We start from the raw sequence: 17992 nt of genomic DNA on the forward strand, positions 1-17992 counted from the left end.
CTAAGCATGTGCAAACAAATATTGAATCAAATAGCTAATGAAATACACACACAGGAACAACTACTCTATAACCAAAAGAGTAGTTGGGAATGTTTGGTTGTAAAACCTGCTAATAAATGGGTAGAAGAAGCAAAGAACCGCCCTATACCTAATATGTTATTTAGTGAGTTTTGGTATGAAGGAGAGCTCTGTATTCTATTTGCCGATACAAATATTGGGAAATCAATTTTAGCTGTTCAAATAGCAGATAGTATAAGTAAAGGTGAATCCATAAATGGTTTTAAAAATCAATGCATCCCCAAAACAGTTCTTTATCTCGACTTTGAACTTTCAGATAAACAATTTGAAAATAGATGCTCTGACAATTACAAGAATCATGCTGAATTAAATACAGAACTTAATATACCAAAAGAATTCAAAAGCATTGAAGACTATTTATCTCATTCCTTACAAAACATAATAATAGAGAAACAAATAGATACTGTGGTAATTGACAATCTCACTTATTTAAAGAGTGATAATGAAAGAGCCAAAGATGCTTTAGAGCTAATGAAGCTATTAAAGAAATTAACAAAAACGTCCAACACGTCCATTCTAGTCTTAGCTCATACACCTAAAAGAGACGACACAAAACCTATTACAAAAAATGACTTGGCAGGAAGCAAAATGCTAATGAATTTCTGTGATAGCTCTTTTGCAATTGGAGGAAGCTCCATCGACACCTCATATAGATACTTGAAACAAATCAAGCAACGTAATACCGAGCATATCTATCACGGAAACAATGTCGCTATATGTCAATTAACAAAACGGACTAATTTTCTATGCTTCGAGTTTCTAGAATATGGCATAGAACTAGACCACCTTAAGCAGTTTAATCACAACGATCTTTCTGAAAGAGATGATCAAATGAGAGACATGATTGATCAAGGATTATCTAATGTAAAAATTGCACATCAATTAGGTATAAGTGAAGGTGCTATTAGAAAAAGAAGAAAAGCGTTAAACGTATAATTAAATGAATGCTAACGATGTATACAATATAGCTACAGCTCTCCCCGATGATGAGCTGAAAAAGCTGTATGATATGATACACGTTAAAATTCAACCAAAGAAACAAAGCATTCCTTTTAAACGTAAGAGAAAGAGTCTTCCTGAATTCACAATAGAAGATGGAATACGGTACTTAATAGAAAACCACTTTTAACTCCTCGTACCGTTCGTACCAATATTTAGGTACGAAGAGTACGAATCAATTATATTTTATGCAATACAGATATACATTAGATAAATCTAGTAAAAAGTTTATTTGTCCGTCATGTGGTAAAAAAAAAAGCGTTTGTAAAATATGTGGACAACCAAAACAACCACTATCTAGAAGATCATTCAGGAAGATGTGACCGAGAAAGCAAGTGTAAATACCATTTATCCCCAAAAGGTAACAACCCAATAACAACCAATTCATATAGAGAACAACCTGAACACCCTACATTTCATAATGAAAATGTAATACAAACCTATGGTAATTCGTATAACAACAACCATTTTATACATTTCCTTGCTCAATATTTCACAGAAGATGAGCTTATTGATGTAATAAAAAGATATTGTATATCAACAAGTACTTATTGGAAAGGAGCTACCATTTTTTGGCAGATAGATGAAAAACTCAACATTCATGCGGGTAAAGTTATGTTATATAATATCTCAACTGGAAAACGAATTAAAAAACCATTTCCACATATCAACTGGATGCATAATGTATTACAAATGAAAGATTTTGTATTACAACAATGTCTTTTTGGGTTGCACAACCTAGAAGACCACCCTGTAGAGAAAGCAATTTGTATAGTTGAATCAGAAAAAACCGCCATCATCATGAGTATCTACTACCCTAACAACTTATGGTTAGCAACCGGATCTAAATCAAACTTTAAATTAGAACTTCTTAAACCATTAAAACAGTATAACATACTTGCATTTCCAGATAAAACAGAGTACGAAAATTGGAATTCTAAAACCCAACAACTTAACAAATACGGCTTTAATATAAAGTGTAGTACCTATATTGAAAATTTAAATGTTAAGGAAGGAGTTGATTTGGTAGATTTGGTTATAGATTAACTCATTTTGATCCATCATCTGCCCTAAAGCTTTCTCAATTATAGTCTTCAAAAGCAACAAAATAACACTTTAGAACATTTTATTTCGAAAAATTAAGTTTAGGCCAAAAATGAATAAAGTCATTTAAATCATTGAGTTGCATATTATTTACAGAAACCAATTCCACTAAGTAGTTTTAGAAAATTTTTTACTCATTTGTTTTATAGTATCATCTTTTTGAACAATTTTAGCTTCAAGGTCTTTAATTGCCAAACTTAACTTTTCATAAGTTTTGCTGGCATCCTTACTGAATGGTGGTGTTTTTAGTTTTTTAACGACCTCTATAGATTTTTTCAATTCAGCCTCGAAAACTGGTTTTGTCAAATCGTGATGACTAAAAGGATTCATTACAGTACCCCTACAAGTTTCTACTTCGGCAATTAGTGCATCATCTATATTGGTTTGCGTTTTTATGGCTTTCCAAAAGTCATCACTTTTTAACTCCTTACTGTTAGCTTTATACTTGACCAATAAGTTATGTTTATCACAAATATTATTTACTAACTTCTCAAACTCACTTCTAACATAAACAGCAGATGCTTTAAAATCTTTTTCTTTTAAGTAATGTTCAGCTTGTTCAATGTAGTCGGTATTTTGCTTAATGATTGGTATCTCAAAATTGTTGTCGTTAAGACGCTTTGAAAAAATATCTATGTATTTCCATTTAGACTCACCAAAGTAGTTTTTAACCAATTCAAACCAAACCTTATCATAAGTTGTCATTATGATCTGAAAATCATCTTGAAAATGGTTTTTGATAATATCTAATAAAGGTAGCCTATTACTCATATCTAAACCAATAAGTAAATCATCTAAAACCAAAGTTTTTAAAACGCCTTGGCTTGGATTAGATTTTACTGTGGCTAAATATAAACTTATAGCCAATGCTGATAAACGAGCTTCATTTAAAAAGTGTTGATGTTGTGCAATAGGTTTTTTAAAAAAATCAATTACAACTTCAATGGATTTATCTCTAATGTCTCTTCTACCGTGATAAGATATTCCAATATAATTGAACTTAACATCTATATTATAACCAAAGGATTGAATAAAAGTATTTGTATCTTTTTCAATAGCTTTTATCTTTTCATCAACACCAAGATTAAAATTTGCAATGTTTGTTCTTAATCTATTCCTTACGTGAACACCTTGTCGTAGCTCGTGACTATCATAAACAATACTTTCCCATTCTTTACCTATCTGCTTAGTTGTTACTCGATTTTCTTGTTCAGCTAAAATATTGAAAACAAGTAAATCAAATAGGTTTACATTTTTTGTTTCTACTAAATGTGTTTTTAAAAGACTTTTGTAATCGAAAAAACCTTTTATCTTATTTGCATCAGCAATCAGCAATTTTTCAGGTCCCGTAATCTCATTATTCTTTACGTTGATTTCAATAGTAGTACTTGAAGATGCCTTGTCATCCTGTTTTACAACAAACTTTAAAGAGGCTGTATCTTTATCTTTTTGGGGGATAAAAATATTTTCTAATGCCTGTAGATTAACAGGTTTTGCCGCCGATTCAAAAAATGTTTTTAATGCTAAAAAAAAGGAACTTTTACCACTTCCATTTTCACCATAGACCATTAAGTTTTTACCATCCTTATCTAAACTAATGGTATGTTTGCCGTAAAAGGCTCGAAAATTATTTATCTCTATTTCTGTAATCCGCATAATTATTCCTTTAAACCTTCTATAACAGCAATTTCTTCTATATTACGCATATAAAAGAGGTTGTTTCTTACAGGGTGGTCTTTATCATCTAAACGTTTAAAAACTGACTCTACAATTTCTTCTTTATGAGAATTAGACATAGAGTTGCTAAATGCTGGCAAATCTCCTAAATGTTCAATTATAGTGCGTTTATTTTCTTTAAGTAATTCAGGGAAGTATAATTCATAAACCATCCCATCTATTATTTGCTCAAAATAGATAGACATCAATTTTGAACCAGTACCTTTATTAGATATTAGAAAAATTATATAATCTACAAGTATCTTAAACTTATCAACTTCATCTGTAATAATTAAAGGAATTTCTAATAACGGCGACTTATCCAACTGATAATTTGTGCCTTGCATTTTGCCTTTAAAAAAAAGAAAAAACTTTACAAGATTTGAATTTAAGATAGAACAAAGGAATTTATTATCGATTCTTTCCGTTACTATTTGCATAAATGTCCTGTTAAAATAAGTGTCAAAATTGGTATAAGTAAAAGTAGGGCTATCAGGACATTTTCTTTTAACAACAATCTTTTCTCCTATAAAGGATACTCCATCTTTTCTTGCTCTGTTTAAGCCATAAGGTTTATTTTCAGAAGTTATAATTTCTTGTAAAGAATCTAAATGTTTCTTTAAATTAGGCATATTATTCAAGCTTGAAGGGTCTTTATATGAGCTATCAGTATAAATTATCCAATACTTGTTCTGTTTGTCTCCATAATATCTTATAAGTTCAGATGTGGTATAATATGGTTTTAATATTTCCCATTCTGTCTCATTTAGGTTTAAATTATTTGCTTCATAATCACTCAAAACAAAGACTCCCATACCAACTTCAAATCCTTCACCCAATTTTTCTTTATTCTTTTTATTTAAAAAATCTTGTGGTATATCAATTCCTGATAACACTTCTTCAGATACAAGCTTAAAATTCGATTTATCATTAATTAAACTTAAAACACGTGAAACCTCTTCATCTAAAAATGAAATTGTATTATCCTGATTTTCATCTACATTTATATTAGAATAAAAAACATCAAAATCTTTAGTTGTTTTTAAATTACTTAAAAAAGCAACTAAATCAGTATTACTTATTCTTGAGTTTTTCAGTTTCTTAAATAAAGTTTTCTGTATGGATACGGGATTGTTTTTTAAAACCATAATCATTGTTTGTATTCCAGCAGATTTAAAAACTTTATAATCATTAAAATCAACGAACTTTAATATTTCTGTTTCTAATAAGACTTTTTTTCTTAAGATTGAAGCTCCATCATTAGTAATCCAATTATTAGTAGCAATAAAACATTCAACGCCTTTTTCTTTTAATAAATCTAAACTCTCGCAAGCAAAACCATACCAAATATCCATTTTACCTTGATAATATTTAGAATTTCTAAAACCGTCAAATGCACTTTTCTTTGTAGCTTCTTTAATGTAGGGTGGGTTTCCAATTATTATATCAAAGCCTGTATTTTCATTCACAATAGGGTTTAATATTTCAGGAAAATCTAACCTCCAGTCAAAATGTTCAAATGGTTTGTTATTGATTTTTAAGGTATTTATTTTCTGCAAAGTTCGCTTCCATCCTTCGGTTTCTAACCAACGTTCAGTTTGTGCCTTTGAAAGTCTATGTGTACCAATTTTTTCAAATCCATTTGTTGTTATCATCAACTCTAACTGCTTGCTTAAAATTTCTAATTTTAATAAGCGTATTTCTTTAGACAATGTTGTTTTATTATTATTGTTTGCCGAAAAATATTCTTTTTGTTTTTCTGAAATTTGTTTTAATAACTTTTGTATTTCTTCTTGATAAGGATTACCAAATAAATTGCTCTGTGTTCCTTCGTCTACTTCCCAATCAATCTCAATTATTTCATCGCCAAACTTGCTTACTAAAGAATTACCTACTACAATTTTATAGGCTAAATTAGGTAGTGGTTTTGGTTCTTCTTCATCAACTATTAGGCTTAACCAAAAGCGTAATTGTGCAATATCTACCGCACCTTTTTCTATGTCTACTCCATAAATAGAGTTTTGTATGATATTTTCTTTTACAGTAGCAGGACTCCATACTTTAAAGCCTAAATCGAAAGCAATTCGTTCTTTTAACGCAAATATCTCTTGTAATAAACCCATTGGGAAAGCTCCAGAGCCAATAGCAGGGTCACAAATTTTTACATCATCTAAATACCCGTCTATCTTTTTAAGTTGATCTTCAGTTAAATATTCTTTGTTTTTTTGTTTTACAAATAAACTGATCCCGTCTTTAGCATTATCTCCTATATGTGTTACTAAATACTCAATTAAGGATTCTTGTGTCATATATTGCACAATTTCCTTTGGGGTATAGAAAGCACCTTTGTCTTTATTATCTTCCAATAAGTTTTCAAAAATGTGTCCTAACATTTCAGGGTCAACAGCTACGGTATGTTCCTCTGGACTGTTTTCGTAAATCGTGAAATTAAAGCGATTAAAAAACTCAAATAAATCTGTAAACAACTCACTTGGAAATGTTAAATAGTCGAACTTATCTGATTCTTTTTCAAATAAACCACCATTTAAATATGGTATTTTAACGATTGAGCCATCAGGCATTTCAAAATCGTCATTATCTCTTTTTTGATTTAAGGTATCATAAAACAACTTGGATAGCCAAAGCGGATAAAAGTTATCATTTTCTCCTGCTTGTCTGTAAAAGTTTTGAATGAAGTTTTTATCTCCGTTACCTTCTTTATAATTCGTGTTAGTAGCACCTAACCAACCTTTTTTCTGAATAAAGTATAAGAATACTATTTGACCTAACAACTTTTTACAGAAGTCACGAGCATCCTTTTTATCACCATCAAATACTGAATCTAAAAAAGGGGATGGGTTTTGAACCTTAATTAACTCATATTTGCCAGCTTTTTTCTGAAATTCTTCTCCAGTAAGATACTTTACGAATTTAGCATAGTGGGTTTCTCTATACTCATCGAAAAACTCTTTAGACATTGCCTCAACTGCAAATGCCTCTTGTATGTCTTTAACTTTTATTTGAAACTTGCTATCTAATTCTTGAAAACGGTCTATTGCTGTACGGTAGGTTTCCTCTGTATCACCAAACACATAAGTATAGCGTTTAGGATTGGTTTCTTTGGTTTGTACTTGACCATCTTCAAAAAAACTATCGTATGCTATAAAAGAAAAACGCCAATGTTTGTCTGTAACATCTTCATATTTAAAAGTTGCAAATACTGCGTTGTTCCCAATAATTAGTTTTTTTACTAATGCGCCTAAACCAACACGAGCAATTTTAACTTGTCTGAAGTCTTCAACGGTTACCTCATACAATTCAATTTTTCGGTTGTCGTGTGTTTTAAATTCACCGTACTTAACAACTTTTTTAGCTGTACGTTTTTCGGTATCGGTTAATTCTACTTCTTGTTCACCTTCTTTATTGTAAATTATATAATCTTTTACAGATTTGTTGAAAATAGGCGTTAGTACATTCTTCTCAAATGAATCTCTATTATAACTTTCTTTGAATATTTGATATAGTGTGCTTTCCATTATTTAGCTTCGATATAAGATTCTGAAATAACAATTTGAGGTTTACTAAATAGTGAAGCTCTTTGTTGTTTTATTCTTGCTGTATCGCTAAAGTTCATTGATTTTAATACATCATTAAATACATTCTCAACAACCTTTTGAGGGTCGTTTTCCGTATTTGATTTAAAGAACTTGTTTAATTTGTTAGGTAGTTGTCTGTGAGAACCTTTATAAATTTCGTCTAATGCTCTTTGTAATTGATGTTTTATAAATTCATTTTCGGCCACACCAATAAAAAACTCTAATTGTGTTATTACTTTCTTTTCGGTAGCCGATAGTTGTGCCTTGGTTACATTTTTAGTTTCGATGTTTTTAGCTATCGTTTTAAAATGCGTTAGGGCTTTTGATACTTGTTTATGATGATACTCTGGTAGCTTTACTGCTTTTTCTTTTGTGGTTGCTTTAAAAATTTTAGCCGCATTAACAAAGGTGAGTTCGTGAACTACATTGTTTTCATCTGTTTTATAGAAAACACCTGGGTGACCTTCACTTTTTATATAAGTAATGGATGCGTTATCTACATTGATAAACGAATTTACACTACTTGTTCTACGCGCAATCCGTGACTTTTTAGGTATGTTTTTTATTTCGTTAAACTTGTTGATGTTTTTCTTTTTAAAATCTCTTAATTCCTGTAAAAATAATAAAGTTTCATTAATCTCTTCTTTTAGCTTAGAGCCGTATAGACCAGCTTCTCCAACCTCTTCTAATTGAGAATAGATTTGACTGTCCTCACCAAATGCAGAGTGAAATGCTTGTAATTTTTTAATAGCAGTATTGGTTAATTTAATTTGATTATCTGATTTATCTGAAGGATAAAAATTAAATACATGTATCTCTTCCGCTTCTGTTCCAATACGATTAACACGTCCAATACGCTGCATTAAACGTGTAGAGTTCCAAGGTACATCATAGTTAACGATAACATTTGAACGGTGTAGGTTTACACCCTCTGCCAATACTTCGGTAGTAAATATAATATCATAATCATTTTTCCAATCTTCCTTTTCTTGATTAGCATCAAAATTTTCTAAAATAATTGGAAATTTATCCTTGCGATTTTCTGCACTAATAGTCAATATTTTATTTATACCTATATCTTGCAACACATTGCTGATATATTCAATAGTTTCCTTTGATTCAGAAAACACTACTAACTTTCCTGAATGATTGTTTTTCTTATTTAGAAATTTAGATTTTAAATCAGCTATGAACTTCTCCAATTTTGGGTCGTAATTGATTTTTTCCCAATCTTCAACTAATTGATTGATTTTCCTTTCATCATCCTTCAACAAATCAATAAAACCTTCTTTAAAATCTGCGACTGTGTATATTTGATTATTCCCTCCTTTCTCGTTTATTCTTTCCTCTAATGCCTCTTCACTACCCTCATTTAAGTATTTATTAACATCAATATCTGGAGCAACATATACCTTATTATCTTCAAACATCTTAATCATATGTTTCGTGTTTCTATGAAGCCTTGATAGAGACCTTTTAAATGCATAAAAACTACTTTCTAATCGTTTTACCAGTAGCGTTTTCATAATTGAAGCTAATCTTTTCGAAATATCTTCTACGTTACCATAGCGTTTTCTATCTTCTTCATTAAATAAGAACTCTATAGCTCTATATCTATAAAACCCAATACCATCAATTAGATTTCTGTTTTCATCCATTGAAGTAAGCATAGTAATTGTTCTGTCGAACAAAATACTTAGTGCATCATCGAATTCATATTTAACTTCGTTAGGTGGATTGATTTTAGGAAATACAATTCCTTGTTCGTTTATATCTTTTCTGAAGTCATCGTTATTTTCGATATCTGTTCTACTCCTTCTAATGACAAGAGGCTCTACTACTTTATCTCTAATTTTATCAAATATTGCTTTTACTCTTTCAATATCTAAGATCTCTTCATATTTTAAATCATCATACTCTTCTTTTAAAGGTTGAAAAAAAGCTTGTAAATCTTTCACACTTGGCAAATTCGCATTTCTTTTATCCTGAAATAGATAAATTTGATTCTCAATATCTGCAGGATGATTGTTTAACGGTGTAGCAGAAAGTAACATTACTTTCTTTCGAGTATCTCCATTTGATCCCGGTATTCTTCTGTCTGTTTTAGTAATGGTTTGTAGTTTCTCATACATATTAGATGTGTCATTTCTAAATTTATGAGCTTCATCAATTACAATTAGATCGTATTCGTTTGGATTAGGATAATTTAAATATTTATCTTCTAATACTTTGTGTAAACTTCCAGTTGACACAAAGTATGTATTATTATCAATATGAAAATCTTTAATAGTATTTTTCCAATTCTCTTCTAGCGCCGGAGGATATATAATTAAGACTTTTGAATGGTATCCGTTTTCAAAAATAAACTTCTTAACAATAATGGAAGCAATTACAGTTTTCCCTAAACCTACAACATCTGCTAAAAAAAAACCGTTATACTTCATTAACTTTTCAAAACCTTCAATTGCCGCTTCTGACTGATATGTTAATCTCATATATTTATCGGGTAAAAGAATATCTATATTGGTTGGATCATATTCTATTCTCTTACCAAAATACTCGATAAGTAATTTGATATACAATTCAAAAGGTGTGAAATTTTCATTTAGAAATGTGTCCTCTTTTAAAGCTGAAACATCAACTGGTAAAATATCTATTGATTCAGCCCACAACATTTCAAACTCTTCCGAGGCAAATCGAATATCGTCATAGTCCCTTAATTCAACATTAAACTCGTAATTTGATTTTTGACGACTTCCCAAACCAGACTCCGTTAGATTTGAAGATCCAGTAATTACACTACCTGTTGAATATTGGTTGAAATCCTTAGGTCTAAAAATATAAACTTTAGCATGAAGGTTCTTTTCGGGATGAGCCTTTATAGTTATCTTTTTATCTAAAATATCTACAATAAATTGTAAAATTCCCTCCTCAATATCTTTTTCGTATTCCGCTCCCTGAATATCTTCCTTAAGCTTTTTAATAAATTGATCTTTAGCCTCCTTTGGATCTACAATGTATTGCTGACCTAAAGAATGATATTTTTCTAAAATCACATCCACATTGATCCCTACTAAGATTCTTATTTCAGGTATATTTTCTAAATAAGGTCTTAACTTGAAGTAACCAGTAGCTCTAAAATACCCCACTAATGCGTCAAAATAATGTATATTGGGTAAATTTGTAAAAACTCCCTCGAATTTTTTTAAAAGACTATTATTTGATTTATTAGTGAAAAACTTTGTTGACATTTATCTGAAACGATTTTTTTAATAACACAAAAATAGTAATCTTAACGCTATATTACATTTAAAATGATATTACATAAAATTAAAGCTTAATATACACAAAAAAGCTAGAGTTGAAATAAATAATTCCAATGACTACATCTATAGATAGACTAGAGCTCTACAATCTCATTTGGTCAACACCTGTCACTCATATTCTAACCGATTTAAATATTTCGAATACTAACTTCAAAAAAATATGTAAAGACTTTCATATTCCCCTACCTCCAAATGGATACTGGCAAAAGATAAAATTTGGTAAAAGGGTTGAAAAAATAGCATTGCCTGAAAATAAATTAGAAAGCGAAAAAATCGAACTCAAAAAGTATACAACTTCATTACATAAAAAATCTATAGATCAATTAGCTATTGAATTACAAACCAAAACTACCTTTAATATTAATCGCAAGAAATTAATCAAACCAGATCCGATTGTTTCCGCAGCCAAGAACGATTTACTCAACTCAAAAGCTTCATCTCGAAACGGAGTTGAAAACTTATATTGCACTTCTCAAGGAATAGTTAATATTTATGTATCAAAAGCACTCATTAATCGTGCTTTAATTTTTACCGACACTCTAATAAAAGTTTTTAGACAAAGAGGACATGACATAAAAGTACTCACTGATGAGCGATACACTAGTGATAATGGAACAAAAGCCATTGTATACGGTGAAAAATATAACATCTGCATAAAAGAGAATAGAAATCGAGTTATAAAAAAGGCTGAACGTTATTGGAACGAATATGATTACGCCCCAAATGGCATTCTATCTTTAAGATTAGATGGATATCCCAACTACCAATGGCAAGACACTCCTAACAAAACTTTAGAAGATAAGATACCTAACATAATAGCATATCTAGAGTCACGTGCAAAAGGAGACATAGAAAATAGAGAACGAAATAGAATAAGATATGAAGAACAAGAAAAAGAGAGGAAAGAAGCTAAAGACCATCAGGAAAAGATCAATAACGAACTAGAACTCTTTAAAAATGTTTTGAATAACTCTAGTAGGTGGCAAAAATCTGTAAATCTTAGAAACTATATCAATGCTGTAAGACAAAATGCAATTGAACGTAATACATACGATAATAAATTAATAAACTGGTTAGAATGGATTTCTAATAAAGCAGATTGGTACGATCCTTTCATAGAAAAAGAAGATGAGTTGTTTAAGGATATTGACAGGGATTCTATATAAATCAACTAAATATCAAAATATAACAGTTAAAATAAACCTAATTTAATTAATTTTTAACACCACAATTTTCACCTAAAACTTAAAGTTTCATTTATTTTAAAGACAGATTCTTCAAAAATCACATAGTCCTCACCTTCTACATAATTTTCTAGGCAAATTTCTTTAGAAAATTTTATTCCTTTTTTAATTTTTAGATAAATAACATGAATTCTCTTTTTTGGATTAGATAATATCATATCTGTAAAAGAAGGATCAGTCTTTACGTGAATGGATCTTGTATTTCTATTTGCTCTTATATCAAATGGACCTGAAAAGTAGGAATAACATTGTTTATTTGAATCAGTAAAATTTTGTTCTTCATTCAAAGCTACATAAACCCTCCAATTTTGAGCATCTTCCTTATCAATTACATTATCATATGGAAACATTCCTAAAACAGGGCTTATGGACAATTTGGAAGACTGAATGTTATTTCCGGTATCATAAGATAATTCTACGTTATCCAAAAGAAAATACGCATCATTATTCTTGTATAATACTCCAATTTTATTTAACACAGGCTGACTAATAGTTCCGAAAAAACCAATAATAGCAAGTATTACTGGTAACCAAAAGCTTATCAATTTACTTGAAGGTTTTATCTCAACAAGAAGATGAGCCACATCCCTTGAAGAATCTATTATATGTTTATTAAAAGTTATAACATTTCCAAGTATATTATAATCTCTTGAAGAAACATCCTTACCATTCACATTCAATCCTATAACCTTAACTCCATTCAATTTAAGCATTGGAACATTCCACTGATTCGTACTCTTATTGAAACCCGAAGAATCTAATAATATTATCTCTGTATTCATCTTTATATATTAAAATTAAGATCATTTATTATGATAAAACTCCTCTATATTTTCAAGAATTACATCAATTGGAATTTGAATTGTATTCTTACAATACAAAGTTTCCGTAGATTTAAAACCTCCATTTTCATAGTATTTATTTGAAGGAGCTCCTCCTCCACAAAGATTAAAATAATTACATTCTTTCTTACATAAATTCACTCCAGCAGCAATATCGTCTTTCAAATCTTTAAACGTTTTTAAACCTAGTGCTTCCTCAAAACTATTATCCCAAACATTGCCTATTATAAAATCATTATATTCCTCAGATTTTTGACCTAATAACTCAGGTGAAAAAGTTGAAAAATCACCGTTAGTATCAACATTAATAATACCATAAGGAACTAATAAATGACTAACAGGAGGACTTAAAAAAAAAGAATTTAAAATTAAACTTGGATCACCTACAATTTTAGCAAAGGCCGATTCCAACTCTCTAATAATTATTTTACCCTTAAATTTTTTTTGAAGAAACAAAATATTCATCCAAAAGTTTCTAAGTTTATTAGAGCTCTCTTCACTTTTATTTAATGAAGATTCCAAATTAATCCCCTCTATCTCTTCAATATTAAAACCCACACGTTTGATTTCATTATCCAAAAAAAAAGAAAAAATTTCGTTTGAAAAATCTAACGAATAATTGGTTATAACAGCTATAGCATGAAAATCGATTTTATGTTTTTTCAAAAAACCAATTCCTCTCATTACTTCTTTATGTGTACCTGTTCCATTTCTTTTCAATCTGTATTTATCATGAACAAATTCAGGTCCATCAACACTAATACCAATTCTAATTTTATTCTCCTTTATAAAATCACACCACTCATCATTTATGAGAATTCCATTAGTTTGAAAAGAATGATTTACTCCTATTTTACTAGGAACTAAATCGTCGATTTTTTTAAAAATCTCTTTGTAATATTTTAATGGTAGTGCAAGTGGTTCCCCTGCGTGCCAAACTATTGTAAACTCACTACTAAGCAATTTAGACTCCACAATTCTCTCAAATAATTTTGAAATTGTATCAAGAGAAATTTTACTAGTATTATTCCGCTCTGGCAGATAACAATATTTGCAATTTATATTACAAAAAGGAGATCCCTGAACAATAAGTAAATCTAATGGTCCATATTTCATCATACTTTTATAGATTTAGTAATTGCTAAATTTTTGCCAATTACTAAAGTCTTGCCAATTACTCCAATCATTCCATTTAGCCCATTTAGCCCAATTATTCCAATTATTCCATTTACCCCAGTTACCCCAGTTACCCCAATTAGGCCAAGAGGAACGTTCAGAGAATGATTCTACATCAAAACTTATATTTTTAAAATCATTCCCTTTCAGATCATTATACATACTTCTTCTAACATCAACAACCCTTCTTTCCAAATCATTTATATGCTTCTTATCAGCAAATATTTTTGAGCTAACAAAGAATAATGAAGAAATTAATACATATAAAAACTTTCTAAAAATGCCCCTATAATTCATTATATTATAATTTAGTTAATGTTTGATATTTAGTTATATTCTCTTCTAAATGATTAGCAACTTCTAAAGGCATTTTTCTTGATTTTGATCCAATAGAATGTGCTTTCTTGGCATAAACTACTGCAGACTCATAATCCATCAAGAGTGCTAATAATTCACTTTTAACTATATAAGCATTAAAATCATCAGGTTTCTTATCTATCGATTTATCAACCAAACTTAAACACTCTTCGGCTTTTAAAGTATCATTGGTAAAAACACAAAAATTAGCTACTTTCAAATAATACTTACTTTTTATACTATCAGGAATTGATTTACTTTTGAAATATTGATTAAATTCATCCCAAACTGTTGACTCATCTATTCGAATGGGAAATTCAAAACTTTTATCAGCCCATCCAAATTTAATATTCAAATCAAAATCTTTAACTTCATCAAACATAAAAGTCATTGTCTCAAAAAATTCAGAACTAGATACAGGGTTCACTTTAAGTCTTAAAACATCTTTTTTCGAATCATATCCACTTGTACCATAAAGAGAATTATCTTTGTTAAAAACAACCTCCCAAGCTGTATTCTGTTTTGGAATAATAAAAAACGAATACTTACCTTTAGGTAAAATACTTTCACTTTTACCAACATAAACATCTTTTTCTATTTCAAAAACGGTTGAACTTTCTGCACCTGCTCTCCAAACAGAGTCCCATTCAACAACTTCTCCCCAAACATTTCTATCATTCACATTAGGTCTAAAATATCCAATACTAACATTAGAAACTCCTAGTTTTTGAGAAACTGTACTAAATTGACTTTTAGTTGGAATGTCCAAACCTGGATATGATTCTAGCTGTACAGTTTCTTTAATATTTTCACCTTTATCCATTTTCTCATGATTATTGCATGAAATAAACATTGCAAGAATTAATAGTACTAAAACACCTTTTTTCATACTGTTAATCAATTAGTTACATTTTCAAATATATTTATCTTTAACTTATAAACCTAATTTTTTTTATGCATTTTTATACCATCCGTGATAAGCGTAAGATAACTCTTATATCAGATAAAATTTAATTCTGTTTTAAAACCTAGATGCTAGCTTACCCTAAAATTTAAGATAGTTCAATATTTTCTTATCTTTGAAATAGAAAATTAATGTTAATCAGAGTACACAATCTCGTATACGATTTTGTTGAAAACCTTGTTTGGTAGCGGAAATTGAGACAAAATATCAAACTCATAACCCGAAGGTCACTGGTTCGAGTCCAGTTCCCGCTACTAAGCAAGAGTAATCAGAAATGGTTACTCTTTTTTTTTTGGAGTAAATTGGGGTTTAGCTAGTTTTTTGGCTTCATTTGTTATTTCTCAACTAGGTAAAACCCAACTATAAAATAGGCTTATACCGAAGTAAGTAACATGCTTATATCTTTAGGTTTGTACCTGAAACTTAAACGCACAAACTAAACTTTATTAAAATGAAAAAACTTCTTATTTAAATGTCTTCACATTACTTCTTGGAACTACTGCAGTAAAAGCTCAAATAAACGTTGTTGTTGCTATTGCCAACAAGAAAACTTGCAATTTTACAGATTTAGGGTATCAAATATATTTTGGTGATATACCCTTTGATCAATTAGAAGACAATGCCGTAAATACTCTTAAAACTAAGGTATCCAATTATTACAAAATTGAAACAAAAAAAAATGAATACCAAGGTGAACACATGGGAACACACCTAATTATTATATTAGCCACTTTTACGGTTGATGGCTGCCTTAGAAATGTATTTGGAGTAGGTTACGCAGAAAGCAAACTTGAGGCTATACATAACGCAATAGCGCATTTAAAAAGTAGAGATAGCGACTATGACGAAGAAAGAGACGGCTTCACTATTGATGCTGAAAAAATTTACTAAAAACCACATCTTATTTTTAAATCATAAAGGCGAATCGTTTATGATTCGCCTTTATGATTTAATACTACAACCCATTGCGTTCATTAATTATTACTACCTTTAAATCAGGTAATTAAGATACATTATGGACACCAACAACTATATAGATGGCTTTGTTTTCCCAATTGAAAAGAAACACTTAGAAGCGTACAAACAGGCGGCCGAAAAGATTGCTGAGATTTGGAAAGAATACGGAGCTCTTGCCTATTTTGAATATATAGAAGATGACCTTACACTAGAAGGGGTTAAGTCCTTTAGCGCCACTTTAGAGGTTAAAGAGTATGAAACTGTTATTTTTGGCTGGGTTGTTTTCCCATCTAAAGAGGTTCGCAACCACGCAAATAAAATGGTACCATTAGATACTAGAATAGCACAACTTGTAACTCCTCTTACCAATCCTAATAAATTAATTTTTGATGCTAGTAGAATGGTTTACGGTGGCTTTAAAGCGTTTATTTCAAAAGATTGACATATTAAAACGCTTCATTAAAATTAAAGTAAAAACCTGCTGTTTCCCTACCAATACCAAAATCTATACGCACATTCATTCTAGGCTGCACTTCTAAACGATACCCTATTCCATAGTTAGGCAACCACAATGCTTGATTATTATAAGCCTCTGATCTTTCTAAGTCAAACACAGTACCGGCACCTATCCAACCTACCATTCCACTCTTACTTTCTGTACCATCGGCTTTCAGAAATTTATGTCGGTATTCTGCTAAAAAATAGAACATACTTTTATCTCGGTAACGCCCCCAAGTATACCCTCTTAAATCCATAGGAGTTCCAATTTGTGACATTTCACCATAAGGTAACTCTCCAAAAGCAAGTCTACTCTTCATTTGCCAAGCAATTACTTGACCACTTCTACTACCAACCGATTTGTATTGTCGGTAATCCAGTATATACATCTGATAGCTATTATCACTACCCCAAACATCATCATAAAAAGCAGCCAGAAAATTCAAATACAAACCTTTATAAGCGTTTACAGGCACATCTCTACTATCATAAATAAACTCAGGCCCAAATCCTACATTAAAAGGCCTGTCATTAAAACCAATATAATTTTCATCGGCCTTAATCATATCTGTTTCATCTTTCCCTTTGGTATAATTAACATCTGTATAGGCTCCTATATAAAAATTAGGTTTAGCTTTAAAAAGTACATCGGTACGTATTTGGTACCATGTTCTAAAATATTCTGTAGTAGAGTCAGATTGTTTTATATTATACCCATTTTCATACCCAATACCCCAATAATTATCAGGCATCGCTTTAAACCAATAATCACCATTAATACGCAGTTTATCATTATTCCAATACGTAGTTGGTCTAAAACTTAAGGTAGTGGCTCCTGTGGTAGAAAACGCCAACATTACAGGCATACTAGAGCGGGGTAAACTATCATTGGTCTTACTGTTTCTCCAACTTAAAATTCCACCTCCACCCAAGGTAAATTTAAGCTCAGGTGTATAAGCAGGCCCTGCTAGCGGGGTTATTATAAGTTTACCATCTTTTATAGCTTGCTCTTTTTTCTTCTTCTTTAGTTCTTTTTTGGTCAACTTAGTAGTATCTGCCTGTGCATTTACTTCTGAACAAAACGCAAACATTAACAACCACAAAACAGCCGAGGTACAAATATATTTTTTCATAG

The 17992-nt window shown here is 30.4% G+C and carries 14 protein-coding genes; 6 read left to right on the plus strand and 8 right to left on the minus strand.

Features of this window, described 5'->3' with window-relative positions; all coding sequences use genetic code 11:
* Nucleotides 1–21 precede the first annotated feature (21 nt).
* The 3 genes from Y10_RS00325 to Y10_RS00335 all read left to right on the plus strand — a co-directional run bounded on the left by Y10_RS00325 (nt 22) and on the right by Y10_RS00335 (nt 2124).
* Complete coding sequence (locus Y10_RS00325) at nt 22–1014, plus strand: AAA family ATPase (protein ID WP_281763362.1); 993 nt, start codon at nt 22–24, stop codon at nt 1012–1014.
* A gap of 4 nt (nt 1015–1018) precedes the next feature.
* Nucleotides 1019–1207 carry a hypothetical protein gene (locus Y10_RS00330; protein WP_281763363.1) on the plus strand — a complete coding sequence of 63 codons (189 nt, stop codon included), beginning with the start codon at nt 1019–1021 and terminating at the stop codon, nt 1205–1207.
* A gap of 143 nt (nt 1208–1350) precedes the next feature.
* A complete protein-coding gene (locus Y10_RS00335) occupies nt 1351–2124 on the plus strand; it encodes a DUF6371 domain-containing protein (RefSeq protein WP_281763364.1) in 774 nt (257 codons plus the stop codon).
* Nucleotides 2125–2289: 165 nt separating this feature from the next.
* Here Y10_RS00335 and Y10_RS00340 read toward each other — a convergent pair whose 3' ends face one another.
* Genes Y10_RS00340 through Y10_RS00350 form a run of 3 tightly spaced genes read right to left on the minus strand, consistent with a single transcriptional unit; the run spans nt 2290 to nt 10744 of the window.
* Nucleotides 2290–3837, minus strand: a complete 1548-nt coding sequence (locus Y10_RS00340) for an AAA family ATPase (RefSeq protein WP_281763365.1) — start codon at nt 3835–3837, stop codon at nt 2290–2292.
* A gap of 2 nt (nt 3838–3839) precedes the next feature.
* Nucleotides 3840–7433: an Eco57I restriction-modification methylase domain-containing protein gene (locus Y10_RS00345; protein ID WP_281763366.1), complete on the minus strand. Its 3594-nt coding sequence runs from the start codon at nt 7431–7433 to the stop codon at nt 3840–3842.
* Nucleotides 7433–10744 carry a helicase-related protein gene (locus Y10_RS00350; protein WP_281763367.1) on the minus strand — a complete coding sequence of 1104 codons (3312 nt, stop codon included), beginning with the start codon at nt 10742–10744 and terminating at the stop codon, nt 7433–7435. Before Y10_RS00350 ends, Y10_RS00345 begins: the two co-directional genes overlap by 1 nt.
* A 128-nt stretch (nt 10745–10872) precedes the next feature.
* Here Y10_RS00350 and Y10_RS00355 point away from each other — a divergent pair, with 128 nt between their 5' ends.
* Nucleotides 10873–11985: a hypothetical protein gene (locus Y10_RS00355; RefSeq protein WP_281763368.1), complete on the plus strand. Its 1113-nt coding sequence runs from the start codon at nt 10873–10875 to the stop codon at nt 11983–11985.
* Between the two features lie 68 nt (nt 11986–12053).
* On the opposite strand, the gene Y10_RS00360 is transcribed toward Y10_RS00355, so the two are convergent.
* From Y10_RS00360 to Y10_RS00375, 4 genes are read right to left on the minus strand one after another with little or no spacing between them, the layout of a single operon-like run.
* Nucleotides 12054–12845, minus strand: a complete 792-nt coding sequence (locus Y10_RS00360) for a hypothetical protein (protein ID WP_281763369.1) — start codon at nt 12843–12845, stop codon at nt 12054–12056.
* 21 nt (nt 12846–12866) lie between these two features.
* Entirely contained in the window at nt 12867–14024 is a 1158-nt protein-coding gene (gene grrM / locus Y10_RS00365; protein WP_281763370.1) for a cyclophane-forming radical SAM/SPASM peptide maturase GrrM/OscB, read from the minus strand.
* Between the two features lie 12 nt (nt 14025–14036).
* Entirely contained in the window at nt 14037–14378 is a 342-nt protein-coding gene (locus Y10_RS00370; protein WP_281763371.1) for a hypothetical protein, read from the minus strand.
* A 4-nt stretch (nt 14379–14382) separates the two neighbouring features.
* Complete coding sequence (locus tag Y10_RS00375) at nt 14383–15327, minus strand: DUF2911 domain-containing protein (protein WP_281763372.1); 945 nt, start codon at nt 15325–15327, stop codon at nt 14383–14385.
* Nucleotides 15328–16101: 774 nt separating this feature from the next.
* On the opposite strand from Y10_RS00375, the gene Y10_RS00380 reads away from it, so the two are divergent.
* Nucleotides 16102–16293: a hypothetical protein gene (locus Y10_RS00380; protein WP_281763373.1), complete on the plus strand. Its 192-nt coding sequence runs from the start codon at nt 16102–16104 to the stop codon at nt 16291–16293.
* A gap of 124 nt (nt 16294–16417) precedes the next feature.
* Nucleotides 16418–16801 (plus strand): DUF1428 domain-containing protein, encoded by a 384-nt coding sequence (locus Y10_RS00385; protein WP_281763374.1) that lies wholly within the window; start codon nt 16418–16420, stop codon nt 16799–16801.
* 4 nt (nt 16802–16805) lie between these two features.
* Here the strand turns inward: Y10_RS00385 and Y10_RS00390 are convergent, their stop codons facing one another.
* Entirely contained in the window at nt 16806–17990 is a 1185-nt protein-coding gene (locus Y10_RS00390) for a BamA/TamA family outer membrane protein (RefSeq protein WP_281763375.1), read from the minus strand.
* Nucleotides 17991–17992 lie beyond the last annotated feature (2 nt).

It is taken from the genome of Neptunitalea lumnitzerae (assembly GCF_027924185.1).
In the GTDB taxonomy this organism is placed as follows: Bacteria; Bacteroidota; Bacteroidia; order Flavobacteriales; family Flavobacteriaceae; genus Neptunitalea; species Neptunitalea lumnitzerae.